The sequence below is a fragment of the Kocuria sp. WRN011 genome (assembly GCF_002295155.1).
GTDB lineage: Bacteria > Actinomycetota > Actinomycetes > Actinomycetales > Micrococcaceae > Kocuria > Kocuria carniphila.
Map to the genome: position 1 here is coordinate 1 of NZ_NSGI01000012.1, position 24746 is coordinate 24746.

General features: G+C 63.0%; 27 protein-coding genes and 3 tRNA genes. 17 read left to right on the forward strand and 13 right to left on the reverse strand.

Features of this window, described 5'->3' with window-relative positions; genetic code table 11:
- Nucleotides 1-323: 323 nt before the first annotated feature.
- Nucleotides 324-1706, reverse strand: coding sequence for a D-arabinono-1,4-lactone oxidase (locus CKW39_RS13955; protein ID WP_254049440.1), 1383 nt, complete (start codon nt 1704-1706; stop codon nt 324-326).
- Between the two features lie 224 nt (nt 1707-1930).
- Between CKW39_RS13955 and CKW39_RS13960 the strand changes: the two genes are divergently transcribed.
- From CKW39_RS13960 to CKW39_RS13975, 4 genes are all read left to right on the forward strand, one after another.
- Complete coding sequence (locus tag CKW39_RS13960) at nt 1931-2878, forward strand: universal stress protein (RefSeq protein WP_095798740.1); 948 nt, start codon at nt 1931-1933, stop codon at nt 2876-2878.
- 91 nt (nt 2879-2969) lie between these two features.
- Nucleotides 2970-3042: transfer RNA gene (locus tag CKW39_RS13965), tRNA-Glu, on the forward strand.
- Between the two features lie 90 nt (nt 3043-3132).
- Nucleotides 3133-3206, forward strand: a tRNA-Asp gene (locus CKW39_RS13970).
- A 62-nt stretch (nt 3207-3268) separates the two neighbouring features.
- Nucleotides 3269-3341, forward strand: a tRNA-Phe gene (locus tag CKW39_RS13975).
- Between the two features lie 173 nt (nt 3342-3514).
- Here CKW39_RS13975 and CKW39_RS13980 read toward each other — a convergent pair.
- Entirely contained in the window at nt 3515-4309 is a 795-nt protein-coding gene (locus tag CKW39_RS13980; RefSeq protein ID WP_254049441.1) for a TVP38/TMEM64 family protein, read from the reverse strand.
- Between the two features lie 26 nt (nt 4310-4335).
- Nucleotides 4336-5316: an NYN domain-containing protein gene (locus CKW39_RS13985; protein WP_095798741.1), complete on the reverse strand. Its 981-nt coding sequence runs from the start codon at nt 5314-5316 to the stop codon at nt 4336-4338.
- Nucleotides 5317-5505: 189 nt separating this feature from the next.
- On the opposite strand from CKW39_RS13985, the gene CKW39_RS13990 reads away from it, so the two are divergent.
- The 6 genes from CKW39_RS13990 to CKW39_RS14010 all read left to right on the forward strand — a co-directional run bounded on the left by CKW39_RS13990 (nt 5506) and on the right by CKW39_RS14010 (nt 10170).
- Entirely contained in the window at nt 5506-6048 is a 543-nt protein-coding gene (locus tag CKW39_RS13990; protein ID WP_095798742.1) for a DUF4242 domain-containing protein, read from the forward strand.
- Complete coding sequence (locus tag CKW39_RS13995; protein WP_095798743.1) at nt 6048-7082, forward strand: acyl-CoA dehydrogenase family protein; 1035 nt, start codon at nt 6048-6050, stop codon at nt 7080-7082. The genes CKW39_RS13990 and CKW39_RS13995 overlap by 1 nt, the downstream gene beginning before the upstream one ends.
- 189 nt (nt 7083-7271) lie before the next feature.
- Complete coding sequence (locus CKW39_RS15880) at nt 7272-7394, forward strand: hypothetical protein (RefSeq protein WP_256382235.1); 123 nt, start codon at nt 7272-7274, stop codon at nt 7392-7394.
- 123 nt (nt 7395-7517) lie between these two features.
- A complete protein-coding gene (locus CKW39_RS14000) occupies nt 7518-8777 on the forward strand; it encodes a sodium/glutamate symporter (RefSeq protein ID WP_254049442.1) in 1260 nt (419 codons plus the stop codon).
- 110 nt (nt 8778-8887) lie between these two features.
- Nucleotides 8888-9610: a DUF1801 domain-containing protein gene (locus CKW39_RS15365; RefSeq protein WP_254049443.1), complete on the forward strand. Its 723-nt coding sequence runs from the start codon at nt 8888-8890 to the stop codon at nt 9608-9610.
- 77 nt (nt 9611-9687) lie between these two features.
- A complete protein-coding gene (locus CKW39_RS14010) occupies nt 9688-10170 on the forward strand; it encodes a hypothetical protein (RefSeq protein ID WP_143470016.1) in 483 nt (160 codons plus the stop codon).
- A 121-nt stretch (nt 10171-10291) separates the two neighbouring features.
- On the opposite strand, the gene CKW39_RS14015 is transcribed toward CKW39_RS14010, so the two are convergent.
- Nucleotides 10292-11995 carry a glycoside hydrolase family 13 protein gene (locus CKW39_RS14015; RefSeq protein ID WP_254049444.1) on the reverse strand — a complete coding sequence of 568 codons (1704 nt, stop codon included), beginning with the start codon at nt 11993-11995 and terminating at the stop codon, nt 10292-10294.
- Nucleotides 11996-12422: 427 nt separating this feature from the next.
- Here CKW39_RS14015 and CKW39_RS14020 point away from each other — a divergent pair, with 427 nt between their 5' ends.
- Entirely contained in the window at nt 12423-13424 is a 1002-nt protein-coding gene (locus CKW39_RS14020) for a hypothetical protein (protein WP_254049445.1), read from the forward strand.
- 236 nt (nt 13425-13660) lie between these two features.
- Here the strand turns inward: CKW39_RS14020 and CKW39_RS14025 are convergent, their stop codons facing one another.
- Genes CKW39_RS14025 through CKW39_RS14040 form a run of 4 tightly spaced genes read right to left on the reverse strand, consistent with a single transcriptional unit; the run spans nt 13661 to nt 16279 of the window.
- Entirely contained in the window at nt 13661-14572 is a 912-nt protein-coding gene (locus CKW39_RS14025; protein WP_095798746.1) for a hypothetical protein, read from the reverse strand.
- A gap of 3 nt (nt 14573-14575) precedes the next feature.
- A complete protein-coding gene (locus tag CKW39_RS14030) occupies nt 14576-15382 on the reverse strand; it encodes an exodeoxyribonuclease III (RefSeq protein WP_095798747.1) in 807 nt (268 codons plus the stop codon).
- Between the two features lie 49 nt (nt 15383-15431).
- On the reverse strand, nt 15432-15782 hold the full coding sequence (locus CKW39_RS14035) for a GNAT family N-acetyltransferase (protein ID WP_095798748.1): 351 nt from the start codon (nt 15780-15782) through the stop codon (nt 15432-15434).
- A gap of 29 nt (nt 15783-15811) precedes the next feature.
- Nucleotides 15812-16279 carry a carboxymuconolactone decarboxylase family protein gene (locus CKW39_RS14040; protein ID WP_095798749.1) on the reverse strand — a complete coding sequence of 156 codons (468 nt, stop codon included), beginning with the start codon at nt 16277-16279 and terminating at the stop codon, nt 15812-15814.
- A 114-nt stretch (nt 16280-16393) separates the two neighbouring features.
- Between CKW39_RS14040 and CKW39_RS14045 the strand changes: the two genes are divergently transcribed.
- On the forward strand, nt 16394-17653 hold the full coding sequence (locus tag CKW39_RS14045; RefSeq protein ID WP_095798750.1) for a phosphatidylserine/phosphatidylglycerophosphate/cardiolipin synthase family protein: 1260 nt from the start codon (nt 16394-16396) through the stop codon (nt 17651-17653).
- A gap of 49 nt (nt 17654-17702) precedes the next feature.
- Here CKW39_RS14045 and nadE read toward each other — a convergent pair whose 3' ends face one another.
- A complete protein-coding gene (gene nadE / locus CKW39_RS14050) occupies nt 17703-18524 on the reverse strand; it encodes an ammonia-dependent NAD(+) synthetase (protein ID WP_095798751.1) in 822 nt (273 codons plus the stop codon).
- A 96-nt stretch (nt 18525-18620) separates the two neighbouring features.
- Between nadE and CKW39_RS14055 the strand changes: the two genes are divergently transcribed.
- The 5 genes from CKW39_RS14055 to CKW39_RS14075 all read left to right on the forward strand — a co-directional run bounded on the left by CKW39_RS14055 (nt 18621) and on the right by CKW39_RS14075 (nt 23314).
- Nucleotides 18621-19406, forward strand: a complete 786-nt coding sequence (locus tag CKW39_RS14055; protein WP_095798752.1) for an enoyl-CoA hydratase — start codon at nt 18621-18623, stop codon at nt 19404-19406.
- A gap of 535 nt (nt 19407-19941) precedes the next feature.
- The gene (locus tag CKW39_RS14060) at nt 19942-20382 is read left to right on the forward strand and encodes a MarR family winged helix-turn-helix transcriptional regulator (protein ID WP_158222959.1); all 441 of its coding nucleotides are present in this window, start codon (nt 19942-19944) and stop codon (nt 20380-20382) included.
- 66 nt (nt 20383-20448) lie between these two features.
- Nucleotides 20449-20850, forward strand: a complete 402-nt coding sequence (locus CKW39_RS14065; protein ID WP_095798754.1) for a molybdopterin-binding protein — start codon at nt 20449-20451, stop codon at nt 20848-20850.
- Entirely contained in the window at nt 20847-21644 is a 798-nt protein-coding gene (gene modA / locus CKW39_RS14070; RefSeq protein ID WP_095798755.1) for a molybdate ABC transporter substrate-binding protein, read from the forward strand. Before CKW39_RS14065 ends, modA begins: the two co-directional genes overlap by 4 nt.
- Nucleotides 21641-23314 carry an ABC transporter permease gene (locus CKW39_RS14075; RefSeq protein WP_216823185.1) on the forward strand — a complete coding sequence of 558 codons (1674 nt, stop codon included), beginning with the start codon at nt 21641-21643 and terminating at the stop codon, nt 23312-23314. The genes modA and CKW39_RS14075 overlap by 4 nt, the downstream gene beginning before the upstream one ends.
- Here CKW39_RS14075 and CKW39_RS14080 read toward each other — a convergent pair.
- The 4 genes from CKW39_RS14080 to CKW39_RS14095 all read right to left on the reverse strand — a co-directional run bounded on the left by CKW39_RS14080 (nt 23311) and on the right by CKW39_RS14095 (nt 24685).
- The gene (locus CKW39_RS14080) at nt 23311-23490 is read right to left on the reverse strand and encodes a hypothetical protein (protein WP_095798756.1); all 180 of its coding nucleotides are present in this window, start codon (nt 23488-23490) and stop codon (nt 23311-23313) included. The genes CKW39_RS14075 and CKW39_RS14080 overlap by 4 nt on opposite strands.
- Nucleotides 23491-23493: 3 nt before the next feature.
- The gene (locus CKW39_RS14085) at nt 23494-23700 is read right to left on the reverse strand and encodes a helix-turn-helix transcriptional regulator (protein WP_095798757.1); all 207 of its coding nucleotides are present in this window, start codon (nt 23698-23700) and stop codon (nt 23494-23496) included.
- Nucleotides 23700-24179 (reverse strand): DUF2975 domain-containing protein, encoded by a 480-nt coding sequence (locus CKW39_RS14090; RefSeq protein ID WP_095798758.1) that lies wholly within the window; start codon nt 24177-24179, stop codon nt 23700-23702. Before CKW39_RS14090 ends, CKW39_RS14085 begins: the two co-directional genes overlap by 1 nt.
- 83 nt (nt 24180-24262) lie before the next feature.
- Complete coding sequence (locus CKW39_RS14095; protein WP_143470017.1) at nt 24263-24685, reverse strand: hypothetical protein; 423 nt, start codon at nt 24683-24685, stop codon at nt 24263-24265.
- Between the last annotated feature and the right edge of the window lie 61 nt (nt 24686-24746).

Consider the following 24746-nt stretch of genomic DNA (forward strand, 5'->3'; position numbering starts at 1 on the left):
CAACGGGATCATCGAACTCGGCCGCCGCATCGCCCGCGGCTTCCGCAACTTCGAGCACTACCGCCTCCGCATGCTCCTCATCACCGGTGGACTCGACGCCTCACCCCACACTCAACTCTGAAGAGCCCGAATCGTCAACCAGGATGCACCGACGGCCAGTGGGCACTCCAGTCGTGGTCGCACTGTCGACCAGAATGCACGATCGAGATGCTGCGCAGCGGTCACAGGGTCGAATCGTCAACCAGGAAGCACCGCGAGTCAGTAAGCGCTCCCGGCATGCTCGTAGCGTCGATCAGGGTGCAGCCGACCGCCGGATTACCCAGCTACACCCCCAGCAGCGCCCTCGCGTGGTCGTTGAGCAGCAGGCCGTTGGGGTCCAGCTCCGAGCGGACCTTCAAGAAGTCGTCCCAGCGCGGGTACATGGGTTTGAGTGTTTCGGCCGTCTGGGTGTGAATGGCTCCCCAGTGCGGGCGACCGCCGTGTTTCAGGAAAATCTGCTCGGCGGCCCGGAAGAACTCTTCGTAGGGGCGTTTGCCGTACTGGCGCAGGCTGATCCAACCGGTGTAGCGGCTGGCGGAGGGGGAGAGGTATCCCTGTTCCGGAGGTGAGCAGCGCACCAGGACCGGGAAGGACAGGGTGTAGCCCTCGCGGTCCACCAAGTCCTTCAGGTCGAGGAATGCTGCAGCGGTGTTCTCCAGCGGTAAGGCGTATTCCGTGGATACGAAACGCACTGCGCGCGGTGCGGTGAACACACGGTAGGACACGTCGGTGTAGCGCCGGGAGCTCTTGGACATGGACTCCAATTTGTTCAGACCGGGCACGGTTTTGGGCGCCACGGAGGCCAAGCGGCCCAGGCCGGAGGTCAGGGAGGTGCGCAGAACGGCGTCGTCGGCTCGGCGGAGGACGCGCGAGAACGGGGAGGCCGGGCGCGTGTAGGTGTCCGGAAGGCGGTGGAGGCGGCTGAGGATGCGGGTGTGCACGGTGGAACGGCCGGGCATCCAGAAGAACTCGAAGTGATCCGCGCCGGACATTCTCTCGGGCAGCGAATCCACCAGGCGCTCGAGTGGTTCGCGGAACTCGGCGCAGTGCAGTCGGAAGGCGCTCACGCACTGAATGGTGACGGACACGATTACGCCCAGGACACCCAAGTGCACGCGAGCCGCGCGCAGAATCTCGGGATGGGAGGTCTCGGAGCACGTGATGAGCTCGCCGGAGGGGGTGGCGATGGTGATCTGGATGATCTGCTCGGACAGCGAGGGCTGCCCCAAACCGGTGCCGTGAGTGCCCGTGGCGATGGCGCCGGCAATGGTCTGACCCGTGAAGTCCGGCATGTTCGTCAAGGCCAAGCCATGGTCTTCGAGGATCTGGCAGATCTGCTGAATGGTGGTGCCGCCGAAGAACGTGGCCTGCTGCTTCTCGACGTCGATCGAGCTGAGGCCGCTGAGAGCAGTGGCGTCCAGAACGACATCCGAGGTGGGGACCAGCGGTGAAAAGCTCTGGCCGGAACCGGCGGGGCGCACACGCAGACCCTGGGCTGCTGCGTCTCGAAGCACCTGCTCGACCTGATCCGTGTTCTCCGGGCGCACGATGACCGCGGGCGTCACGGTGAGATTCCTGCCCCACGAACGCCACGTGTCCTGGCTGACCTTAGCGGTCAGGGGTGACGACTCTGCGGGATCGTCTGGTGTTGCCGATTGCTCGTTCACGGTTCGTTTCCTTCCTCAGGACCCTTCCCTCGGACAGCGGCTCGGGTTCCTCCCCGTGACCCCGATCCAGGTGCTTTCCTTAGGACCATCCTCCGGACCCACTCCATCATCTCACCGTGGGCTGTGAGGTGGCATGTGTTCTCCACACGCACCAGCATCGCGCACCATCCGTGAGGACTGAGGACTACGCTTGAAGTGACGGATCGGCGAAAGGAAGGCACGCCATGACCCTCAACGGCCGAGAAATTGTCGTTGGCGTGGACGGCACGGATCAGAGCCTGGGAGCCCTGCGCTGGGCGGCCCGCGAAGCCAAACGTCGAGGCGCTCCGCTGCACCTGGTGAGCGCCTATTCGGTGCCGGTCTACGCCGGTTCCACTTTCGATGTCGGGTACGCTGCGTTCGACCAGGGTGCCCTGGACGACGCCGTCAAGGAACTCGTGCGCGAGGCCGCCCTGCACGTGCAGAACCTCAACGTGGAGGTGCGTTCCACGGTCGAAACCGGCGATCCTTCGGGCGTGCTGCTGGAACTGAGTAAGTCCGCGCAGTTGCTGGTCCTCGGATCCCGTGGCCGCGGTGGTCTGCTCGGCCGACTGTTGGGCTCAGTCTCCACCGCAGTCCCGGCTCACTCGCACTGCCCCGTGGGCATCATCCCGTTGCCGTGGGCGCGTGAACACCAGCTCGAGCGGGACATCAACGAGACCAAGGCGTTCATCGACGGTGTCTCTGTGGGCTCGGACGGTTCCAAACATTCCAGCGTTGCCATGCTGCGCGCGGCGGACGAAGCCCAGTTGCTCGGTGTTCCGCTCACGGTGGTCTGCGCCGTGCCGCCCATGGCGGGTGCGGCGTCCTGGATGCCCACGCCCGTTGACTTCGAGAACATCTACCAGGAGATCGCGGACGCCCTCAATGCGTCGGTCCGATGGTTGCGCGGGCACTTCCCGGATCTGGAGATCAACGCCGAGCTGCTGGATGGTTCCCCGATCGACGTTCTGGTGCAGCAGTCCAACCTGAATCGTTTGGTCATCATGGGCACCCGCGGCCGGGGCGGATTCGCCGGAATGCTCCTGGGTTCCACCTCCCAGGGCGTCATTCACAACAGCGCCGGACCGCTCATGATCATCCAGGGTTTCAAGGACGAACGGCTGGCCGATCGACCGGAGGTCACCCTGTGATACTCGGGTTTGTGCAACCGGGGTGTTTACCTCTAAGCTACTGAAGGTCCATCGTCCACTGATGCGCAAGCGGCAGTCGGGCGACGTTCTGGCCCCCATCGTCTAGCGGCCTAGGACACCGCCCTTTCACGGCGGCGGCACGGGTTCGAATCCCGTTGGGGGTACGTTTTCTCGCGAGAGAATCTGATGCGGTGAACGATTTGCTAAGGCAGTCAGTTCTACTGGTAAGATATCCACTCGTTGGAAACAATTAAGGCCCTGTAGCGCAGTTGGTTAGCGCGCCGCCCTGTCACGGCGGAGGTCGCGGGTTCAAGTCCCGTCAGGGTCGCTCAGGCGGCGATGAAAAGGCAACTTTTCGCGCCGTCGCGGCATATCCCAGGTGATGTGCCTGGCTCTGTAGCTCAGTTGGTAGAGCGTACGACTGAAAATCGTAAGGTCACCGGATCGACGCCGGTCGGAGCCACTGAACCCTCGCGTGGCTTCTACACGCGGGGGTTCTTCCCATTTCTGGCTGGTTCCCGCAGCTTATGTCCCGTGAACTCGCTTCACCCCTGACGACGACGCCGCTCCGCCACCTTCTCTTCGTGCGCTGCCTTGACGGCGTGACCGGTTTCCGTACCGAGCCCGGACAGAACGTTACCGCCGAGCAGCCTTCCACCGTTTGTACGCCCACACGGTCATGACCAGCACCACGATCCACGAGAGCACCACCACGGTGCCGTGGAAGAGCGTTGGGTCCGCGACGAACGCTCCCAGTGCCACCAGGGACACCTGGCCTGGAATCACCGCGATCACACTGGCCGCCAGGAAATCGCGCTGCGTAATGCCAAAGGCCCCGCTGCCGTAGTTGACCGGCCAATACGGGATGCCGGGAACAAGTCGCAGGGTGCACACGGCCTCGAAACCGGCGCCGTCCAAGCGACTCTCGATCTTCTGGCTGTACTTGCCCAATACCTTACGCACGGCGTCCGTGCCGAGTGCGCGGGCCAACCAATAGGCACCCCACGAGCCGATCAGCACTCCGATCACGGAAAACAGGCTGCCCAGCACCACCCCGAAGATCAGCCCACCGGCAACCGCCATGATGGTCACCGGAATAGGGGTCAGAGCCACAATCGCGTAAAGGCCGATGAACACCAGCCAACTCACCCACCCGTAGCTTTCGAGCCGTTCCTGCAATTGGTCGGCCGGAGGAAGTTCCACGTTGAAGAACAGCCACAGCATGACCACGGCCACCACGATCAGCGCGGCATTACGTGCGAATGATCCCCAAGAGATTCCGGAGTCGCCGTCGGAAGAAACGGCCGTGCTGGCGGCGGGCGCATCCTGGGTTTCAGAAGACTCCTGTCCAGCCGAGGCTCGGGAGGTGGAGCGGGTTAATTCCTTCGACTCATCCCCGGAGGAATCTAAAACTGCTGGCTCGTGACTCACACGCTTCAGACTAGAGCACCGCGGCGTCAGGCCAGTGTGTCGATGGTGTCCCAGAAGCACTTACGCAGGTGTTTCCGCACGGGCTGCAGGTCGGTGTCCGATTCGCCGATCCGAGCCGCGCAATCACGCAGCAGAGTGGAATCGATCTCGGCGGGGAGGATGGGCCTCTCTTCCAGGACGGACTGTACCTCGGACAACGGAGTGGTCTGGTACCAGTTGCGGGCCAGGCTCTCGGCCACCTCTTCCGCCACTGCGAACAAGTGGGGGAGATCGACTTCCGGCTCCTTGACCGTGATGAACGTGGCCTTCTTGCTCGCCAGAGTTGCCGGTGTGACCGGCGCGGCTCCGGGCCCCGCCCCCGGCATGGGCCCAGGAGGCGCCGACGGAGCGGGCTGAGCGGTGGACTGGAATTCCGACTCGGTCCCCGCCTCCGCACCCGGAACCACCGCTCGCGTGGCCGGCGTGAACGTGGAATGAATGAGGTCCTGCGGCAGCACGATGATCCGGTCCACCTTGTACGCCAGGTGCTCTGCTACCGACTTGATCCCCAGATACCGGTTCTTGTCCTCCAGGGCCAGCAGCACCACCTTCATGCCCAGGTCCTGGGCGGCCTCGACGGCTTCGGCCAGATCGTCGTCACCGCTGAGAAGGTAGGCGACCTTGGCGGAACCGTTGCGGGCCACCTCGACCAGGTCCAGGCCCAGACGCAGGTCCACACCTTTCTGCTGTCCGTTCACGCCGATGCGACCGAGCCGCACCTTGACGTCGTCGAGCAGTGAGATCTTCTTGTGCCAGTCGCTGAGCACGCCGTCCCGAGACGCGTCATACCAATAGATGCGCAGCGGGTCCAGGTTGCAGTTGTCTCTGGTGATGCTGACGATGCCGGAGATGAGCTGTTCGGCATCCACCCTGGTGGCAGCGCGAAGAGAGGTCCCGGTCACGGTGGAACTACCGGCGGACAGCAAGAAGCCCGCGTCGATGAAAATGACGCTCTGGTCGTGAAACATGGTTCAGACCCGGTCCTTTCGGGGATCAGTCGAAAGTGGTGCAGGGTGCTCCGATCATAGATCCCTGCGGTGATCAACGTCTGAACAAAGTGTCCACGGAATGTTGCGCAGTGTGACTATCTCCTTGGGTCACTGACGGGGCCGCGCGTAGCGTTTAACGCAATCCGACAACCGACGAGAGGAATCTCCATGTCACTGCAGCTTTTCGAAGTCGTTCCCAGCAACGCCACCCGCGAGGGTGCCCAGTCCGTGATTGAGGCCATCGCTTCTGCAGCCGAGCAGAACGGCGCTCAGGTCCTGGAATCCCAGGTCACCGAGGGTCAGGGTCGCGTGTTCACCGTGGTCGAGCTCGACGGCGATGACACCACCGCCCTGGACCAGGCCATTCGCAACGGCGTGGCCGATCAGTCCACCGAGGTCACCGGCCCGGACCAGGTCCGCCTGGTTGGTGCCGACATCGAGGATATCCGCAAGGCCAAGCCCTCCGCCGAGTACCTGGTCGAGTGGGACATCCCCGCCGAGATCGACATGGAGACCTACTTGGGCCGCAAGAAGGCCAACGCTCCCAAGTACGCCGAGGTTCCCGAGGTCAGCTTCCTCCGCACCTACGTTCGCGAGGACACCGTCAAGTGCCTGTGCTTCTACAACGCTCCCGATGAGGACGCCGTGGTGCGCGCCCGCGAGGCCGTGACCACCCCCATTGATCGTCTGCACCACCTGGCGGGCAAGTAATGCCCGTTCCTTCAACTGTTCAGCAACCGGTCGCGGATTCCGTACTGGCCAACGTTGCCGAACGCGCCGCGAGTATCGACCGGGGTGACGTCCAGACCGACGTCGCTCTGGCCGAGCTCGGGCAGAACGGCGCCTTCGACGCCGCGGCCCAGGGCGACGTCGCCGGGGTCACCGCCCTGCTCGAAACGCTGGCTCGCGAGTGTTTCTCCACCGCGTTCAGCAGCTGGGGTCACACCATGAGCATCCTGTTCCACCGCGCGGGTGGGATGGAGGTTCCGGAGGAACTACTTGACGGTTCCGTGGCCGGTGTCTCCGCGATGGCCCCCGCGTTCAAGTGGGCGTCCGAGCTGGGTGACATCCCGGTGGAAGCCGTTGCCGACGGTGATTCCGTGGTGCTCAACGGCAAGATCGCGTGGGCCTCCAACCTGTTCCCCAACGCGATCGTCATGATGCCGGTGCGCTTCGAGGATGGAACGTTGACCATCGCCCGCGTGCGCATCGGTACCGAGGGACTCACGGTTAAGCACTCGGCTCCGCTCATGGCTCTCAACGGCACCGCGAGCGGTTCCCTGAGCCTGACCGACGTGCGGATCCTCGCGAGCGACGTCACCGGCGTCCCGCTCAAGGAATTCCTCGCCAAGGTTCGCCCCGGTTTCCTGCTGGCCCAGAGTGCGTTCTGCATCGGCCTGGGCGCGCGCAGCTTGGACGAGGCGGCGTTGTCGGTCGAGAAGCCGGGCCCCAACGCCCTGTTCCGCGACCGTCTTGATGGTCTGCGCGAGACCGAGCAGAGCCTGCGCAACGAGCACGCGTCGCTACTGGAGAAGGTCACCTCGCCGGTGCGCCTACTGCAGCTCCGGCTCGACGCCGCTCATTTCGTGAGTGACGCGACCAAGCTCGAGGCCACGCTCGCCGGCGGCCGCGGCTACCTGGCGGACACGGACACCACGCGCCGCGTGCGCGAGGCCGCGTTCCTGCCGGTGCAGTCGCCCACCGAGGGACACCTCATGTGGGAGATTCAGCGGCAAAGCGTCTGACGACCGAACGTCGAAAAGCCCCGAGCGCCTACGCGCCGGGGCTTTTTGCTGCCCCGCAACAGTTACTACGGGGTCGGCGGGGAACTGTGTTGATCGGGCGTCAGGGGACAGGTGTCTCATAAACTGAGATACCTGAACATCAGCTGGGGGACACTCCACGGAGCGCTCTTGACCCTCGCTATGTGACCTGTGACCGTTTTCGATCCCCGATCACTAGAGGTGGTTCCCGTGTCCCCTGAGGCCGTTGGTTTTGCGTTTCTGATCCTGGGGGTGGCGCTGCTCCTGGGCAAGTTCGTGCGTGTGAAAGTGTGATGGGTCCAGAGCCTGTTCCTGCCGAGTTCGATCATCGGCGGCGCGCTTCTGTTGATCCTGGGTCCGCAGGTCCTCGGACGATTCAACGGCCCGTGGGGTGAGAGCGGGCTCTTCACCGAGGGTATGGTCGAGACCTGGGGCGTATTGCCCGGCCTGTTGATCAGCGTCATCTTCGCGACCATGTTCCTGGGCCAGGATCTTCCCTCGCCCAAGCGCGCGGCCAAACTGGTGGGACCGCAGCTGTCGTTGGGCGTTGCCTTCGGCTCGGGTCAATACGTGATCGGCCTGCTGCTTGCAGCGCTGATCCTGGTACCCGTTTTTGCGGCGTCCCCCATGACCGGTGCGCTGATTGAAATCGGCTTCGAGGGCGGGCACGGAACCGCGGCCGGCATGCGCCCCGTCATGGAAGAACTCGGTTTCGGTGAGGGTGCGGACCTCGCCGTGGGCCTTGCGACCGTGGGCATCGTGGGCGGCATCATCATCGGTATCGGCCTGATCAACTGGGGCGTGCGCACCGGTAAGACCGAGGAACTCAAGGGCGACGTCAAGATGTCCGTGGCCGAGCAGAAGGGCCTGTTCCGCAGCGACGAGTACTACTCCGCCGGCACCATGACCAGCCGCCCGTCCTCCGTGGAGCCGTTCTCACTGCACATGGCCATCGTGGCCGTGGCGATCCTGATCGGTTGGTGCATCCTGGAGGGGCTGCGCTGGATCGAGCAGCAGACCTACGCGAACGTGATGCTTGATGACACCACCCCGCTGGAGATCTTCGCCTACGTTCCGCTGTTCCCCATGGCGCTGCTGGGCGGTGTGATCTTCCATGTCATCGCCGGCCGCTTCGGCTTCGACCGTTACATCGACCACCAGGTCATGCTCCGCATCCAGGGCCTGGCGTTGGACTTCCTGATCGTGTCCGCGATCGCGACCCTGTCCCTGGAGGCAGTGGGCGACAACCTGGCGGCCTTCGCGATCCTGGCCGTGGCCGGCATCGTGTTCAACGTGGCCATCTTCCTGTGGCTCGCCCCGCGCGTCATCGGTCGTTTCTGGTTCGAGCGCGGCATCGGCGACTTCGGCCAGTCCATGGGTGTGACCGCCACCGGCCTGATCCTCATGCGCGTGGTCGATCCGGAGGCTAAGACCCCGGCCTTCGAGGCGTTTGGCTACAAGCAGTTGGTCTTCGAACCGTTCTTCGGCGGTGGCCTGGTCACCGCGCTAGCCATCCCGATCATTTACCTGACCGGCGTGTGGCCGCTGTTCTTCGTGATGCTCGCGGTGTTCACCATCGCCGTGCTCGTTGGACTGCTGTACTTCCGCCCACGCGAGATGAAGGACCGGGACGAGCACAACCGCAAGATGGCGGAACAGGAGCAGGCATCGGTCTGATCAACGTCCGTTGATCGAACCCGCATGAACGTTCCCGTTCCAATGCAGAGTGCGCGAGGGTCCTGAGCACACCGATGTTCAGGACCCTCGCGTGCATCTACTCTGATCCCATGACCGCACTCACGGAGATCAAGGGCACGGGCGCCCCGCTGCATCGCGCGCTCGCCGAACAGGGCATCACAGAGCTCGAGCAACTCGCCGGAGCCGATTTCCAGAAACTCCTCGCGCTGCACGGCGTGGGACTCAAGGGGCTGAATCGGATCAACGACGCCCTGGGCGAGAAGGGGCTGGAACCGATGAGCGGCGTCGTCGCCCCCAAGGCCACGACCCGAACCGTCGAGGCGGACGTCAAGACCAAGCCCACCGGGCAGTCTGCGGAGGAATGGATCGAATCGCTGCCGTGGCCGCGGCGCGTGGAACAGGGGAAGGAATTGCTCGAGATCTTCCGGGAGGTCACCGGCGCCGAGCCCGTGATGTGGGGCGAATCCATCGTGGGGTACGGGCATTTCCATTACCGCTACGAAACCGGCCGTGAGGGAGACACCGCGCAGGTCGCGTTCTCGCCGCGCAAGGCGGCCATCTCGCTGTACGGATTACAGAGCGGCGACGGCGCCGAGGGACTGCTCGACCGACTGGGGCCACACAAGCGCAGCGTGAGTTGCGTGTACGTGACCAAGCTGGACCAGGTGGATCACGACGTGTTGCGAGAACTCATTGCCCGCGCATGGGTGTCCGACTCCGTGTGCCGAACCACCTGTTCTTTTGTGCGTTGGCACGAAGCAGAGACGCGGAAAACCCCCAGCCGTTACAGAGGTTGGCCGCCTAAATTGTAGGCGTATCGATCACCGTGTACGCCCCCAGTTTTTCGGCCGGATGGGCTGCACCTCACGTGCGGATGGCGGGTGAACTCATGACCCTGAAACGAGTTGCCGCGGCAGTGGCCGCCTCGGGTCTGCTGATCGCCCTGACCGGTTGCTCCTCCAACGCCGAGGAGCCGTTCACGTTCGAGGTCCCCAGCGAGATCCCCCAGCCCCACGGAGGCTCCGAGGCACCGGCGGGCACCGGACAGACCGCGAGCACCGGAACCTGCCTGGACGTGGTCGAGGTCTACACCGGACTGGTCGTCCTGCCCATGACCACCGATCGCTCCACGGACGCCACCCCCGAAGCCGGGCAGGACCCGTCCGTGATCGCAGAGGCCACCGATTCCCTCGAATCTCACCGGGACCGGCTTCCGGAGCCTGTGCTTCCGGCCTTCGACGACGCCGTCAGCCTCCTCGACAACGCCGGTGACACTTTGCAACCCCAAGAGGCCGCCCAAATCCAGCGCGCACTTCAGCCCGTGCAGGACTGGATTTCCACGCAGTGTTCGGCGGCGTTGCCGGAGAAGTAGCATCCGAGGCCTACGCCGGACTCTCCTTTTCAGCTACCCGTCGCGGCCTTGAATTTCTCGCGGATCTGCCGCGCTGTTGTTCGGGGCCGCGCCATTCTGCCCGGCCCCGAACGTCAGCTCGTTAGAGCTTGATCCACACCGTGTGATCCGCAGCGAGCTTCCCTGCCATCACGGCGCTCTGGCCGCTGGCCAGCAACAGTTCACCGGTGGTCAGCTCGGGGATCTCCACTGCCGCGTCACCGGCATTCGCGGCCACCAGGACTGTGTCCCCGGAATCCGTGGTGAGGCGATAGGCCAGAATCTGAGTGTTCTGCTCGCTCATGGGGTCCCACTCGAACTGGGCGCGACCAAGGGCCATTTCATGCCTGATGCGCAGGGCGTTCTTGTAGAGATTCAGCACGGACTGCGGGTTGCCCAGCTGGTGGTCTACCGTGATGTTCTCGAAGGTCTCCGGCTGCGGCAACCACGGATTCGGGCCGAAGCCCAGCCCGTTGCCCACGGGGGACCAAGGGAGGGGAACGCGAGCGCCGTCGCGCCCCAATTCCTGACCCTCGGTACGGAAGAAGGTGGGGTCCTCGCGGCTCTCGGCGTCCAGAGTGGTGTGCTCAGGCAGGCCCAGTTCGTCGCCCTGGTAGACGTAGGCCGAACCCGGCAGGGACAGCTCCACGAGGGCGGCGGCGCGGGCGCGGCGGAGGCCCAGAGCGGCGTCGGGCTGCTCGTCCTCCGCCCCGATGCCGTTGGGGTAGGCGGTGCGGGAGCTTAAACCGTAGCGGGAGGCGTGGCGGACGGTGTCGTGGTTGGAGAGCACCCACGTGGACGGCGCACCCACCGCCTGGTTCACGCGCAGGGAATCCGTGATGGCGTTGCGCATCCGGTCGCGGTCCCAACCGGCGATCAGGAAGTCGAAGTTGAACGCCTGCTGCGCCTCATCCGGGCGGACGTACAACGCCAACCGTTCTGCCGGGCCGATCCACGCTTCCACCACGAGCATGCGCTCGCCAGGATACTCGGCCAGAACCTGGTTCCAATCGCGGTAGATCTCGTGCACACCGTCCTGATCGAAGTACGGGCCGGTGTCCATGGTCTTTTCGGCGTGACCTTTTTCATCGACGTCCGTGCCTTCGACCATGTGGACCTGCTCGTCCCAATCAGGGAGTCCTTCCGCCTTGACCATGCCGTGGGCGACGTCCACGCGGAAGCCATCCACTCCGCGGTCCAGCCAGAAGCGCAGGACGCTGCGGAACTCTTCCCAGATTTCCGGGTTCTCCCAGTTCAGGTCCGGTTGTGACGAGTCGAAGAGGTGGAGGTACCACTGGCCGTCATCGATACGGGACCACGCGGGGCCGCCGAACAGGGACTTCCAATTGTTCGGCGGCAGCTCGCCGTTCTCACCCTTGCCGTTGCGGAACATATAGCGGGCGCGCTCCGGTGAACCGATCGGTGAGGCGAGTGCCGCCTGGAACCACTCGTGATCCTCGGAGGTGTGGTTGGGCACCAGGTCCACGATGATCTTGAGCCCCAGTTCGTGGGCCTGGTCCTTCATCCGCTCGAAATCGTCAAGGGTGCCGAAGCGCGGGTCGATGGTGCGGTAATCCGCCACGTCATAGCCAGCATCATGCTGAGGGGACAGATAGAACGGCGACAGCCACACCGCGTCCACACCGAGCTGCTTGAGGTAGGGAAGTTTCTCGGTCACACCGCCCAAGTCGCCCATCCCGTCCCCGTTGGAGTCCTTGAAGGAGCGCGGATACACCTGGTAGATCACGGCGTCCCGCCACCACTCGGTACCGGACTTCTGACGTGGGATTACTGATTCTTCAGACACACTCCAACGCTAGTCAGCCTGCGGGGTGGAGGGGAAATCGTGGGGTGAGGCCAGGACACCGGGGTGGCTGCGGTGGAGCTGAGCGGAGGGGACTGCGCTGTGGCACGGGCCTGTCACTTCCGGTGTCGATGAGACGGCCTGTTTCAGCATGATGTGAGGAAAATGCAGCCGAGAAGTCTTAGGTGAGGAAGATGCAGAAAGTTGGCCTGTTCTGAGCATTTCCCTCACACCACACTGGACACCTTCATTTTCCTCACTTGGGATTCACCTCCAATCCTCACTGCTTCACTAGCACGCGCCTTTTTGAGGGTGATGTCGCCAGCTCAGGTGAGCTCTCCAGCTGAAATTGAGTCCTGTGGAGAACGCTTAGAGGAGTGACTGTGGATAACTTCCGACCCGCCCGAGCGGCGTTCTCTAGAGTCCGATCATGCTGTATCGACAAAAGCCGTTGAAGTTCGGGGATCGTCCGGTGGTGCTCCGCACGGGCCAAACTGGCAACCGCGCCTCGCAGCTGATGACCAAACCCGGAGTTCAAAGAGTGACCAAAGGTCTCTGGGCAATGCATCCCGAGCCACTCACCGCGGTGGAGCGGTCGCTGTTGTTGCAACAGCACCTGGGCGCCCCGGGATCGACACTTGCCGTGACCGGTTTCAATGCCTTGGATCTCTTGAAGATACCCGTGGGCTATACCGATCCTTGGGTTCATCAGTCGCTCAAGATGCCACTTCCACGAGTCATGCGGGACATCTTGGGCGAACGCGAGACGGCCCATTTGCGGTGGTCAGGTGCGCGCACTCAGACGGTTGCTGAGGGGATCAAGTTCTCAAAGTCGATGGGACTAAGCAGCTTTGAAGGCCCCTGGGGTAGCCGAGTTACACATCCTGTGGAAGCGCTGGTGGTCGTTGCCCCAAGGCTGTCGCACTGGCGCATCATCGCCTGTTTGGACGCGATGATGTCCTGGCAATTCACGATTCCAGGTACCGGTGTCACGGCTGAACTTCCGAGAACTGTGATCGAAGAGTGCCTGAGCCATCTGCCGCCGCATGCTCTGGCCGTGAATGCCGTGCGTAGAGGATTGCGAGAAGCCCAGGAATCCTGCTTTTCGGCCATGGAAACCCTGACGCGCATGATCGCACTTCATGAAGGCCTGCCACCGCCCCACCTCAACTACCCGGTGGAAGTCAACGGGCGAACGTTTTATCTGGATCTGGCTTGGCCAGAGTTAAAGGTGGCAGTCGAATACAACGGTCGTGTCCATGCGGAGGAAGTAGATGACTACCGGGACGAGATGTACCGGTTCGCGCTCATCCGGGACAGCGGATGGGACCTCACGCTGCTGGTCAAGGGCGATCTTGAGGAGCTCGACCGGAGATGGAAGTGGGTGGAACGGGTGCGCCGCGCGACGTCGTCGTCAGTCATTGTCCTCTGAGGGAGCTGCGGCGCGTGCGACCTAATGACCGGGGCGACCGCATGACCCAAGGCAGTCTCAGGAGAGGAAAGCGCATCAATGAAGTCTCAGGGGAGGGAACTGCAAGAATTTGGCCAGTTCTGGACACTTTCCTCACATCAAACTCGGCCGTTGCATTTCCCTCACATGACGTTACGCCCCGAGCTATGAACTGGCCTATAAACCAGGTCCGGAGACTGTCAACCGGCCTAATCGCCCTAATTCGCCGACTGCAAGTGCGCCAGCGACGACCACCGTTGGAAGATCCGGCGCAGGGCGGCCGTGGCGGCACCTTGATCGCCGGCGCGGAGGAGTTCGATGGCGTCCTCCATGTCCCGGGGGCTCTCGTCGGGCTGGATCCGATCCGCCAACGAGCCGTAGTCCAGGCACACGAGGGAGGCGGGGCTGAAGGTTCCGAGCCAGCGGCCCAACCGAGTTAGATCATCCGCGAACGCCTTGGCCTGTTGGGCCTCTTCGGACAGCTCATCAGCGTTGGGACCGGCGGAGGCCAGGGCGGTGTCCTCGACGATCTGCGCACCCTGAATCACACGCCGGGCGGCGGTGTCGGCGGGTGCGATGAGCCGGTGCACCTCGTGACCGGCATGCGATGAGACCACACGGTCCTCCATGGCGAACGCCGCGAACCACGCCAAGGGGACCACATAGGCCGACTCGCGGGTGTACAGCGGTTCGAAAAGTTCCCCGGAAATCTCCCGCGCGGCGTCCCGGACCTTCTTTTCCGGAACCAATAGCGGAAGGAGCTGAGCGCCGTCGTTCATCGTGGCGTCGGAGAACAACCGAAGGGAACGGCGCAGCCGCTGGGGCGCGTGGAAGACCGGGAAGTCGCCCATGCCACCCACGAACCGTGATTCAGCAGCGGGGGCGGCGGAGAACGGGATGGTCCATAGTGGTTCGCGCGCGGGAGGCAGCGGGGTGTCGGAAGGATCGGCCAGGCGGGACAGCTGTTCCGTGAGTTCGTGAACCCCGCCCTCGAAGGGGTCCAGGGCACGCGGGATGGCGGGAGCGTACTCCGCGTCGAGCTCCTCCTGCGGGACGTAAATGCGCAGCGCGAAACGAATGGGAGGACCAATGATCCCCCTAAACGCCGTACCCACGTTCACCAAGGTCATGACTCAGTCGATCTCAATAACCACGGGAGCGTGGTCCGAGGCACCCTTGCCCTTGCGCTCCTCACGGTCGATCCACGCGTCCGTGACCCGTGCAGCGAGGGCGGGGGAGCAGAGCTGGAAGTCGATGCGCATGCCTTCCTTCTTGGGGAAGCGCAACTGCGTGTAGTCCCAGTACGTGTAGACGCCGGGGCCCGGATGGCGGGGGCGGACCACGTCCATGAAACCGGCGTCGCTGATGAACGCGTTGAACGCCGCGCGCTCGCCCTCGGAGACGTGGGTGAAACCGTTCTCCTTGAAAAATTCGATGTCCCAGACGTCCTCATCCTGGGGGGCCACGTTCCAGTCACCCACCAGCGCGATCTGCGCCTCTGGATCATCCTTGACCCACTGCTTGGCATGATCCTTGAGGATGCGCAGCCACTCGAGTTTGTAAGGCATGTGCGGGTCGTCCAGGCCGCGGCCGTTAGGTACATACAGAGACCACACACGCACTCCGCCGCAGGTCGCAGCCATGGCGCGGGCTTCCTGGATCGGCTCCTGTTTGCCCTTGCCGAACACGGGCTGGTCGGGGAAGGTGCGTTCCACGTCCTTGAGACCCACGCGTGAGGCAATGGCCACACCGTTCCACTGGCTCAGCCCGAAATGCGCCACCTCGTAACCGGCAAACTCGAACAACTCCCACGGGAAGTTCTCGTCCTTGGCCTTGGTCTCCTGGATGGCCAACACGTCCACGTCCGAGCGGTCCAACCACGCTTCGATGCGATCGGCGCGGGCTCGGATGGAGTTGACGTTCCACGTGGCGATTCTCATGACACCACCGTAGCGAGCCGCGGGCCCTTGCAGGAAACTTGGCGCGCGTTCACTTTCCGCCCAGCGCGGCGAGCGCTTGTAAGTGCTCGGGCTTCACGGTGACGACGTCGCTCGCGTAGTCATCGTTCTTCCGCACCCACAGCTTCACGTACGGGCACACCGGCACGATGGCCAACCCCTCGGCCACGGTTTCACCCAGCGCCTGCTTGGTCAGAACCGCTGCAAGGCCCTGGCCACCGTACGAGTCGTCCACCACGGTGTGGTAGAAAATCCGCTCCGCACGGTCAGCGTCCTGATGCGCCGTGTAGTGGGATTCACCGATCACGGTGTCCCCGTCCAGGAGTTCGAAGCGGTGGCGGTCCGGATTGTTGCGGACCGTGATGTTGTTCGGTTCGGTCATGGCTGTCTCCTATAACCGTGTGCTGACTACTACTCGCTGCGCTTGGCGCGCACCGGGTGGCCGGACAGGATGGAAATTCGATTGAAGGCGTTGATCGCGATCGCTGACCACTGCAGCGCGGAGAACTGCTTGTCCGTCAGGGTTTCCCGGGCGGTGGTCAGATCTTGGTGCAGCGTGGAATGGTCCAGTTCGGTGGTCGCTTCCGCAATGGTCAGGGCGGAGCGTTCCAGCGGGCTGAACACCTGGGTGTCTCGCCAGGCCGGCAGCACCGCCAACTGCTGATCGGTCACGCCCGCCTCACGTGCTTGGCGCACGTGCATGTTCAGGCAGTAGGCGCAGCCGTTGATCTGCGAGACCCGCACGTTGAGAAGCTCCGTGATGGAACGCGGGATGTCGGCTTCCTCGTTCGCTGCGGCCACCTTGCGGGAGAACGCGTTGATGGCTCGCCAGCTAGCGGGGTCGGACTTGTCCAGGAAAAAGTGCTCGTGTGTGCTCACACCGGTACTAACGCATTCCGTGGTAAGTAAATTTCAGCGCCATTGGATACCGACCTGGCACGCGGTGGGTCCCACCCTGGGCGCTCGCGGAGCCAGGCCAAGTAGGCTGGACGCATGAAGACCAGAGCCGCCGTAGCCCACCGCAAGGGACGTTCACTCCTGTTCAAGACGGGGGTGGTTGCAGCCGGTTCCTTGGCTGCCGCACAGGCCACGGTGATCGCTTCGCTGGCCGGATTGGACTGGTGGAAGCACCGCAATCGTAAGGTCCGCGAGGCCCCTCGCCCGGGTACGTTCACGGCGCAGGTCGAGGATTCCGAACTGAACATCTACACCTCGGGTGACAGCGTGTACGACGACATGCTCGAATCCATCAACGGAGCCCAGGAATCCATCCACATGGAGACCTTCATCTGGAAGAACGATGAAGTGGGTCAGCGGTTCCTGGATGCCCTCAACGCGGCGGCCGATCGCGGTGTCGAAGTCTTCGTCATCTATGACGGCTTTGCCAACCTGGTGATTCCCAATTCTTTCTATACGTTCTCGGACAAAGTCCATGTGTTCCGGATGCCGGCCGTGCGCCGCAAATGGTGGCGAGGGCTGCTGCGATACAGCGGGTTCAACCATTCCAAGATCCTGGTGGTGGATGACAACATCGGCTTCGTGGGTGGCTACAACATTGGTTCGATGTACGCCAACCAGTGGCGGGACACCCACGTGCGCGAAGTGGGCCCGGCCGTATGGGGGCTGCGCAATTCGATTGCCCGCGTGTGGAACGAGGGTCGTCACCCGGAGGACCAGATTGAATGGGTGCCTCCGCAGAACTGGGACCCGGAGGTCCGGGTTGCCGCCAATCTGCCGGTGCAACTGGTGTATCCAATTCGGCACCTATACCTGAGCGCCATTGAGCGCGCCAATGATCACATCTGGATCACCACGCCGTACTTCATTCCCGATCAGCAGATTCTTGAGGCCCTGATTGGGGCATCAAAACGCGGCGTGGACGTGCGCGTCATGGTTCCTAAGGATTCAAACCATATTCTCGCCGACTGGGTGTCCCGCGGGTTCTACGGTCAGCTCCTGGATGTCGGCGTGACCATCCTGTTGTACGCCGCATCCATGATCCACGCCAAGACGGCGACAATCGACGGCGAATGGTCCACCGTGGGCACCGCCAACATCGACCGTTTGTCGCTCTCGTTCAACTACGAGACGAACGTGGAAATCGTGGACCCGGACTTCGCGGCGGAGATGGAAAAGGTCTTCGAAGCCGACTCCGAGCACTGTGAGATCCTCAGCTCACCGCGCTGGCGTGACCGTCACCCGATGGCGCGGTTCGCCGAAACTGTCTTGATTCCGCTACGCCCGATCCTCTGATCTCAACACTGTCGTGCGGTCGGTGCCACCGATCATTCAGCAGTGGCAGTCAGCGCCACCAGTCATCCGCCGGGGTCACCGGCACGGTGCGCTTGTGGCGTGAGCGCAAGTAAATCGTCTCCAACCGCTCGGAGACGTCGGCGGCGATCTCCTTGCCCTCCAAGAAGTCATCGATGTCGTTGTACGTCAGCCCCAGTTCGTCCTCGTCCGTGCGGCCGGGGTTGTCGTCGAGCAAATCTGCGGTGGGCGCCTTGGAAATCAACGGTTCCGGCGCGCCCAGGTACTCGAGCAATTGCCGGTTCTGCCGTTTGTTCAGGCCACCCAGCGGCAGCAGATCCGCGCCGCCGTCGCCGAACTTGGTGAAGAACCCGGTCACCGACTCCGCGGCATGGTCCGTTCCGATCACCAACAGATTGTTGTCCCCGCCGACGGCGTACTGGGCCGTCATACGCACTCTCGCCTTGGTATTACCTCGCGTGAAATCGGTCAGTTCCGTCCCGGTGGCCGACTCGTAGGCCTCTTCGAAACCGCGCACTGCCGGAGCGATGTCGTAGGTGATGGTGCGGTCGGGCTCGATGAAAGCCAGCGCGGCCTGGGCGTCGGCTTCGTCGTGTTGCACTCCGTGCGGCAGGCGCATCGCCATGAATTGGGCGTCTCCGCCGTCGGCCCGGAGCTTCTCAACGGCCATCTGAGCCAGCTTGCCAGCCAGTGTGGAATCCACGCCCCCGCTGATTCCCAGGACGAAACCTTTGGTGTGTGTGGCCGTGACGTAGTCACACAAGAAGTCCACTCGGCGATCGACCTCGGATGCCGGATCGATCTGTGGTTTCACGCCGAGTTCGGAAATGATTTGAGCCTGCAATTCGCGCATGCCGACATGGTAGTACCGGCATGTTTCCGGGGCGTGACATGTCTTCACACTTTGCTTCACAAGGTTGGGTCAAGGACCACATGAGATGCTGGTCACATGAGCGAAAACACCGAGTACGAGACCATTTTGGTGAGCCGTGACGGGCGCGTCGGCGTGATCACCCTGAACCGGCCCAAGGCGCTCAACGCCTTGAACGAGCAAACTATGAACGATGTGGTTGCCGCCGCCACCGAGCTCGACCGCGACCCGGATATCGGCGCGATCATCCTGACCGGTTCCGAGAAGGCCTTCGCCGCGGGTGCCGACATCAAGGAAATGGCCACCAAGTCCGCCGCCGAGATGTACCGCGTGGACTTCTTCTCCCCGTGGGATGCTTTTGCCCGTCTGCGCACCCCCAAGATCGCCGCCGTTTCCGGTTATGCCTTGGGTGGCGGTTGTGAGCTCGCCATGATGTGCGACCTGATCATCGCCGCGGACACCGCGAAGTTCGGTCAGCCAGAGATCAACCTGGGCGTCATCCCGGGCATGGGTGGCACTCAGCGACTGATCCGCGCCATCGGCAAGTCCAAGGCCATGGATATGATTCTCACCGCCCGTCAGATGGACGCCGAGGAAGCCGAGCGTTCCGGCCTGGTTGCTCGCGTGGTCCCCGCCGACCGGCTATTGGACACCGCCAACGACGTCGCTCGCACCATTGCCGGGCTCTCCAAGCCTGTTGCTCAGCACGCCGTCGAGGCCGTGAATGCAGCTTACGAAACCACTCTCCAGCAGGGTGTGCAGTACGAGCGTCGAGTGTTCCACGGCTTGTTCTCCACCGCCGATCAGAAGGAAGGCATGACCGCCTTCAGTGAGAAGCGCAAGGCCAACTTCACGCACGAGTAAAACCCGAGCGGAGCGAGCGGAAGTCCTAGCCACAGCGATTGAACCGCCTTGCCGGGCCGTGAATGTTGGTGAGGATGAGTGATCCGGCTGAAGCTCCAATGATCGGCTTCACGACAACTCGGTCACCGAAACCCGTTCACTGAGAGACGTTCTTCGGGGAGGACATACTCCCGTAGAACCGTTGACCAGTGGACGGGTTTTGCGCTGTCTCGGCCCGCTTTCCCTCGAAGCAGTGCACCAGTACACGGTTTTCGGAGAGTATGTGCCCCTCGGAGACCGTGCACTGATGAACGCGAGTAAAACGAATAAAACGCGCGTAAGCGGAGGCCGAAATCGACCAGCACACTCGGTCTCGTTGGTCTCTGTCGTCGAGTTTTAGCTGGGGCACACCTTCCCATGAGTGGCCTTTTATTACCAGCAAGGTGACGGGCACCGGGTATCGCCTTACCCGTGCTGCGTGGACTCCACAAGCCATCGCGAACGTGCCAAGGATCCGCCGAAATGCACAATGCCGTGCGCTGGAGGCGCGCGACAGGTGGCCACTTGGTTCTCTGGACTCATGCGAGTGGTGGATGTGTATCGGTTGTCGCGGCGGCTCAAAGAGTTAGCGGATGCGGCGGTGCCCGCTGAGGGAGATGGCCGACTCAAACCTGGGGAAATGGAGGTCATGAACTACCTCGCGGAGAATCCAGGTGAATCGGTCAGTGGGATCGCGCGGGGGACGCGATTGTCCAAGAGCCTGGTGTCGCGATACGTGCGAGAGCTCCACGGTGTGGGACTCGTGCAGTACCGAGTTGACTGCTTTGACGCGCGGTTCAGAATGATCGAACTCTCGGAGTCGGCGCGGAAAGAGATCCAACTTAGAGCGGAAGTCTCCGTGCAGTTTGCTCTCTATGAACACGAACCGTGGCTGTCCTATAAACAACAACGTGATGCTCTTGACCTCATGAAGTCATTGGCGGACATTCTCCGGTGACAGCATTGATCCGAATTTACGGAATCTACTCATGATTGGGGCCGCAGATGCGGATAGTCTCATGACATGACTTTGTTGCGGGTGGCGGATGCGGCGCTCTTTCTCGGTGTCAGCGATGACACGGTGCGGCGGTGGATCGATCAGGGCACGCTCACTCGTCGGCAAGACTCATCCGGTCACGCGGTTGTGGACGGGGTCGAGCTGGCGGAGCTGGCCAAACGCAATGCGGTGAACCCCAGGGATCCCAACAGCGGCAAAGGATCCGCCCGGAACCGGCTGGTCGGACTGGTGACGACCGTGACCTCGGACAAGGTGATGTCCCAGGTGGAAATGCAGTGCGGTCCCCACCGGATTGTCTCGCTGATGAGTACCGAAGCAGTGCGAGAACTCAAGCTCGAACCGGGATCGGTCGCGACGGCGGTGGTCAAGGCAACCACGGTCATTGTCGAGTCCGGAGATTTCTCGTGAGGGCTCGGGCGATACTTGCCGTGCTGAGTGCGGCGGCAGCACTATTTCTGACGGCGTGCGGAACCGGCGGTGGTATTGACGAGAGGTCGAGCGAGAGTGGGGGAGCGGCGTCGTCGGCGGAGGGAACGCTGACGGTGTATGCGGCGGCGTCGCTGACCACGAGCTTCGACCGGCTGGCCGAGGAATTCGAGGCTGAGTACCCGGGCGTAGATGTGACGGTGGATTACGGCGGCTCGACCGGCTTGGCGCAGCGGTTGCAGGAGGGGGCGCGGGCGGACGTGTTTGCGTCTGCGGACGAGCGGACCATGCAGCGCCTGACCGATTCGGACCTGCCGTCCGGTGAATCAGAGATTTTCGCGAGCAATACGCTCACACTCGTCGTGCCAGAGGGCAACCCTGCCGATATCTCCGGGCTGGACGACCTTCGGAAAGACGGTGTGAATTTTGTCCGGTGCGCGCCAGAAGTGCCGTGCGGAGCGGCCGCGGATGAACTCGAAAAGGCGAATGGCGTAGCGCTGAGTCCCGTGAGTTCGGAACTGTCTGTGACCGACGTGCTGGGCAAGGTGACGTCGGGTCAGGCGGATGCGGGACTCGTGTACGTCACGGATGCCAAGGCCGCGGGGGGTCGTGTGGAAACGATCGAGGTTCCGCATTCGCAGGACGTCGTCAATTACTACCCCGTGGTGACGTTCCCGGACTCGCCGAACGCGACGGCCGCACGGGAATTCGTCGACGCGCTCACGAGTGAGCGTGGCCAGACCATCCTGCGGGACGAGGGGTTCGGGGCGCCGTGACGCGCGCTCGCTTCCGGACGGTGCCCGGGTGGGTGCTGGTACCGGCGTTGATCGGGGCGCTGTTCGTGCTTCTGCCGTTGCTCGGGATGCTGCTGCGCGTGGATTGGCCGAACCTGTGGAGTTTGCTGACGTCAGAATCCTCACTCACCGCACTCGGTCTGAGCTTGCGCACGGCGTTGATGTCGACGGTGCTGTGCGTGGTGTTGGGCTGTCCGCTGGCGTTGGTGCTGGCCAGGGTCCAAGTGCCTGGACTACGGATACTGCGATCACTGGTGCTCCTGCCCCTGGTGCTGCCACCGGTGGTGGGCGGTATTGCGCTGCTGTACACCTTTGGTCGACTTGGACTCGTGGGCCAGCAGCTGGAGGCGCTCGGGATCTCGATCGCGTTCTCCACGACCGCGGTGGTGCTCGCGCAAACGTTCGTTGCGCTCCCGTTCCTGGTGGTCTCCCTCGAGGGTGCGCTGCGAACCATGGGGACCCGTTATGAAGAAGTTGCCGCCGGGCTGGGAGCATCGCCAACCGTTGCGATGCGGCGGATCACTATTCCCCTGGTGACCCCGGCCCTTGCATCGGGTGCGGCGCTGTCGTTCGCGCGCTGCTTGGGAGAGTTCGGTGCGACCCTAACTTTTGCCGGAAGTATGCAGGGTGTCACTCGCACGCTGCCGCTCGAGATCTACCTGCAGCGTGAAACTGACCCGGATGCCGCGATCGCGTTGTCACTTCTCTTGGTTCTGGTTGCCGTGGCGGTGGTCGGATTTTCGGCACCCGCTCGACGACGCCGCGGCGTCGGCTTTCGTGCGGGACTTTCCGGTTGGCTGCGGGGCGCGGGGCGTTCCGAGCAGGGTTCGGCTGATGCCGATGGGGTCAATGCTTCACCGGTGACCGGTCCAGGCGATGCCGTCGATCGGGGTCGTGGTGAACCCTTCAGTGCGGGATTGCAGCCGGGACCTGGCGACCTCCGGGGGCTTGAGGTCAATCCAGTAGCCGAGCAGAACTCAGTGGCCGATCAACGCAAGGAGACTTGGCTGGATGTGCACGTGGTCGTCGCTGAACGGGCAGTCATTGCTGAGTTTCGAGCTGATCGGGGACAGACCGTCGCGTTGGTCGGACCCAATGGGGTGGGTAAGTCGACGGTGTTCGCGGTGATTGCGGGTCCCCTGGCACCCGACCGGGGACGAGTGCGAGTGGCGGGGAGCGACGTCGTCGACCTGGATACGAAGGGTCACGGCACCTGGAGGCCGGCGCACCGGCGGGGCGTGGCGTTGATGGCTCAGGAACCGTTGTTGTTCCCGCATCTGAGCGTGTTGGAGAACGTGGCCTTCGGGCCGCGGTGCAAGGGCCTGGGCCGGGAGGCCTCGAGACGGGCGGCTCGTCGTTGGCTGGATGAGACGGGTGCGGGGCGGTTCGCTGACCGTTATCCGGAGCAACTTTCGGGGGGTCAGGCGCAGCGGGTCGCAATCGCGCGAGTATTGGCGGCGGAACCGGAACTGGTGCTGCTGGATGAGCCCCTGAGCGCTCTGGATGTATCGGCCCGCCCGGAAATTCGGAGTGTCCTGAAACGAGTGCTGGCGGACCGGACCGCGGTGATCATCACGCACGACCCGGATGACGTGGCCGAGTTGGCGGATCGCTCGGTGCGTTTGGTGCCGGTACGGGGCCGGGCAGGCTAAGGAGCTTGGCGGGAGCGGCGTCGAAGTGCTCTCGCTGTGAGCGTCACTGAGCCAAGGGCCAGCAGAACGCCGATCCCTTGCAGTCCCGGGGAATCATCACCTTCCCCCAGGATCATTCCGGCAACGCCCACGGCGAGGCCCAGTATGCCGAAAAGGATGATGACAAGAAGCCTCATGGTTCAGTCCTCGACCCACTCGAGGAGATCCCCGGGTTGGCACTCAAGCACGCGACACATGGCGTCCAGCGTGGTGAAACGGACAGCTTTGGCGCGGCCGTTCTTGAGCACGGCCACGTTGGCGGGAGTGAGCCCCACGCGTTCCGCGAATTCGCCAACACTCATTTTCCGTTTTGCGAGCTCAACATCGATGCGCACGACGATGGGCATCAGATCACCGCTTCCATGTCGGTGCGCAGCGTGGTGGCCTGGCGGAGGAGCGCTCGCATCACCACCATGAGCAGCCCCAGCACGGTGACGCTGGTCAAGACGAGGAACATCAAGAGGGGTAGTCCGGGATCGTCGGCGTTGAAGCCTACGGCCAAGAACACGCCCAGCAGGACGGCCCAGGCTGCGGCAATGGCCCACACAATGGCGTCCACCCATTTCAAGGAAGACTGCGTGAAGATGCGGTCACGGTTTACCAGCGTCAAGAGCTTCCACGTGCAGACGACCACGACCTGAGCGCACACCACCCAGAACACGGTGATGGCAGTCAGCGGCCACCGCAGGTGAGCCATGTCCGGTGACTCTTGGGCCATATGCGCAAATTGGCCGGGCAGGGACATCACCTGAAGCAGGACGAGGACTCCGAAGAGAACCGCCAAGAAAATTCTGAGGGGCACAACGGCCCAGCGTTCCGACAGCATGCATTGAGTATCGTTTGAAATCTATCGAAAGTCAATAGCTTCTCGCTGAAGCAAGAGCATCACGCGTGCTCAGTGCTCAGTGCTCAGTGCTCGACCGAGTACCGGGCGTTCAGCGCTTTCGCGAGTTCCTTCATGTCGACTTCTCGATCGGGGAACGACCTCTGCTGAACCTCGGACGGGTCCGCGACAAACCAGTTGGCCCCTTCCACGATGTACACAGCACCGGAGGGGTCGGCGGCACTCGCGGCTGCCGATCGGGCTTCCTGGTGTGTCTCCGAAGCTTGGAACCAGAGGATCTCTACGGATTTGGTGCACATGCGAGATTCACCGGTCGGTTGAATGGAAGTCGAAATCGAGATCGGTTGTCCTTGAGCATGGTCCGCGCATCCGACGTGACCGTCCACCGCTCGATAGACGTCATCCATGGAGTCGTAGGCGGGTAAGGCTTCGGTGGGAGTGCATGAGGCCGCCATGAACAGCATGCCTGTTGCTGAAGCGAGAAGCATTCGCTTCTTGACCAAGGGGTACATGGTCGCCCCAATTCATGGTGAGGTGTATCGCCCGTCT

Coding starts and splice junctions, on each gene's coding strand:
- CKW39_RS13960 (WP_095798740.1), top strand. CDS start 1,931: ATGACCCTCAACGGCCGAGAAATTGTCGTTGGCGTGGACGGCACGGAT.
- CKW39_RS13985 (WP_095798741.1), bottom strand. CDS start 5,316: ATGTTTCACGACCAGAGCGTCATTTTCATCGACGCGGGCTTCTTGCTG.
- CKW39_RS13990 (WP_095798742.1), top strand. CDS start 5,506: ATGTCACTGCAGCTTTTCGAAGTCGTTCCCAGCAACGCCACCCGCGAG.
- CKW39_RS13995 (WP_095798743.1), top strand. CDS start 6,048: ATGCCCGTTCCTTCAACTGTTCAGCAACCGGTCGCGGATTCCGTACTG.
- CKW39_RS14000 (WP_254049442.1), top strand. CDS start 7,518: ATGGTCGAGACCTGGGGCGTATTGCCCGGCCTGTTGATCAGCGTCATC.
- CKW39_RS15365 (WP_254049443.1), top strand. CDS start 8,888: ATGACCGCACTCACGGAGATCAAGGGCACGGGCGCCCCGCTGCATCGC.
- CKW39_RS14010 (WP_143470016.1), top strand. CDS start 9,688: ATGACCCTGAAACGAGTTGCCGCGGCAGTGGCCGCCTCGGGTCTGCTG.
- CKW39_RS14020 (WP_254049445.1), top strand. CDS start 12,423: ATGCTGTATCGACAAAAGCCGTTGAAGTTCGGGGATCGTCCGGTGGTG.
- CKW39_RS14025 (WP_095798746.1), bottom strand. CDS start 14,572: ATGACCTTGGTGAACGTGGGTACGGCGTTTAGGGGGATCATTGGTCCT.
- CKW39_RS14030 (WP_095798747.1), bottom strand. CDS start 15,382: ATGAGAATCGCCACGTGGAACGTCAACTCCATCCGAGCCCGCGCCGAT.
- CKW39_RS14035 (WP_095798748.1), bottom strand. CDS start 15,782: ATGACCGAACCGAACAACATCACGGTCCGCAACAATCCGGACCGCCAC.
- CKW39_RS14045 (WP_095798750.1), top strand. CDS start 16,394: ATGAAGACCAGAGCCGCCGTAGCCCACCGCAAGGGACGTTCACTCCTG.
- nadE (WP_095798751.1), bottom strand. CDS start 18,524: ATGCGCGAATTGCAGGCTCAAATCATTTCCGAACTCGGCGTGAAACCA.
- CKW39_RS14055 (WP_095798752.1), top strand. CDS start 18,621: ATGAGCGAAAACACCGAGTACGAGACCATTTTGGTGAGCCGTGACGGG.
- CKW39_RS14065 (WP_095798754.1), top strand. CDS start 20,449: ATGACTTTGTTGCGGGTGGCGGATGCGGCGCTCTTTCTCGGTGTCAGC.
- CKW39_RS14080 (WP_095798756.1), bottom strand. CDS start 23,490: ATGAGGCTTCTTGTCATCATCCTTTTCGGCATACTGGGCCTCGCCGTG.
- CKW39_RS14085 (WP_095798757.1), bottom strand. CDS start 23,700: ATGCCCATCGTCGTGCGCATCGATGTTGAGCTCGCAAAACGGAAAATG.
- CKW39_RS14090 (WP_095798758.1), bottom strand. CDS start 24,179: ATGCTGTCGGAACGCTGGGCCGTTGTGCCCCTCAGAATTTTCTTGGCG.
- CKW39_RS14095 (WP_143470017.1), bottom strand. CDS start 24,685: ATGCTTCTCGCTTCAGCAACAGGCATGCTGTTCATGGCGGCCTCATGC.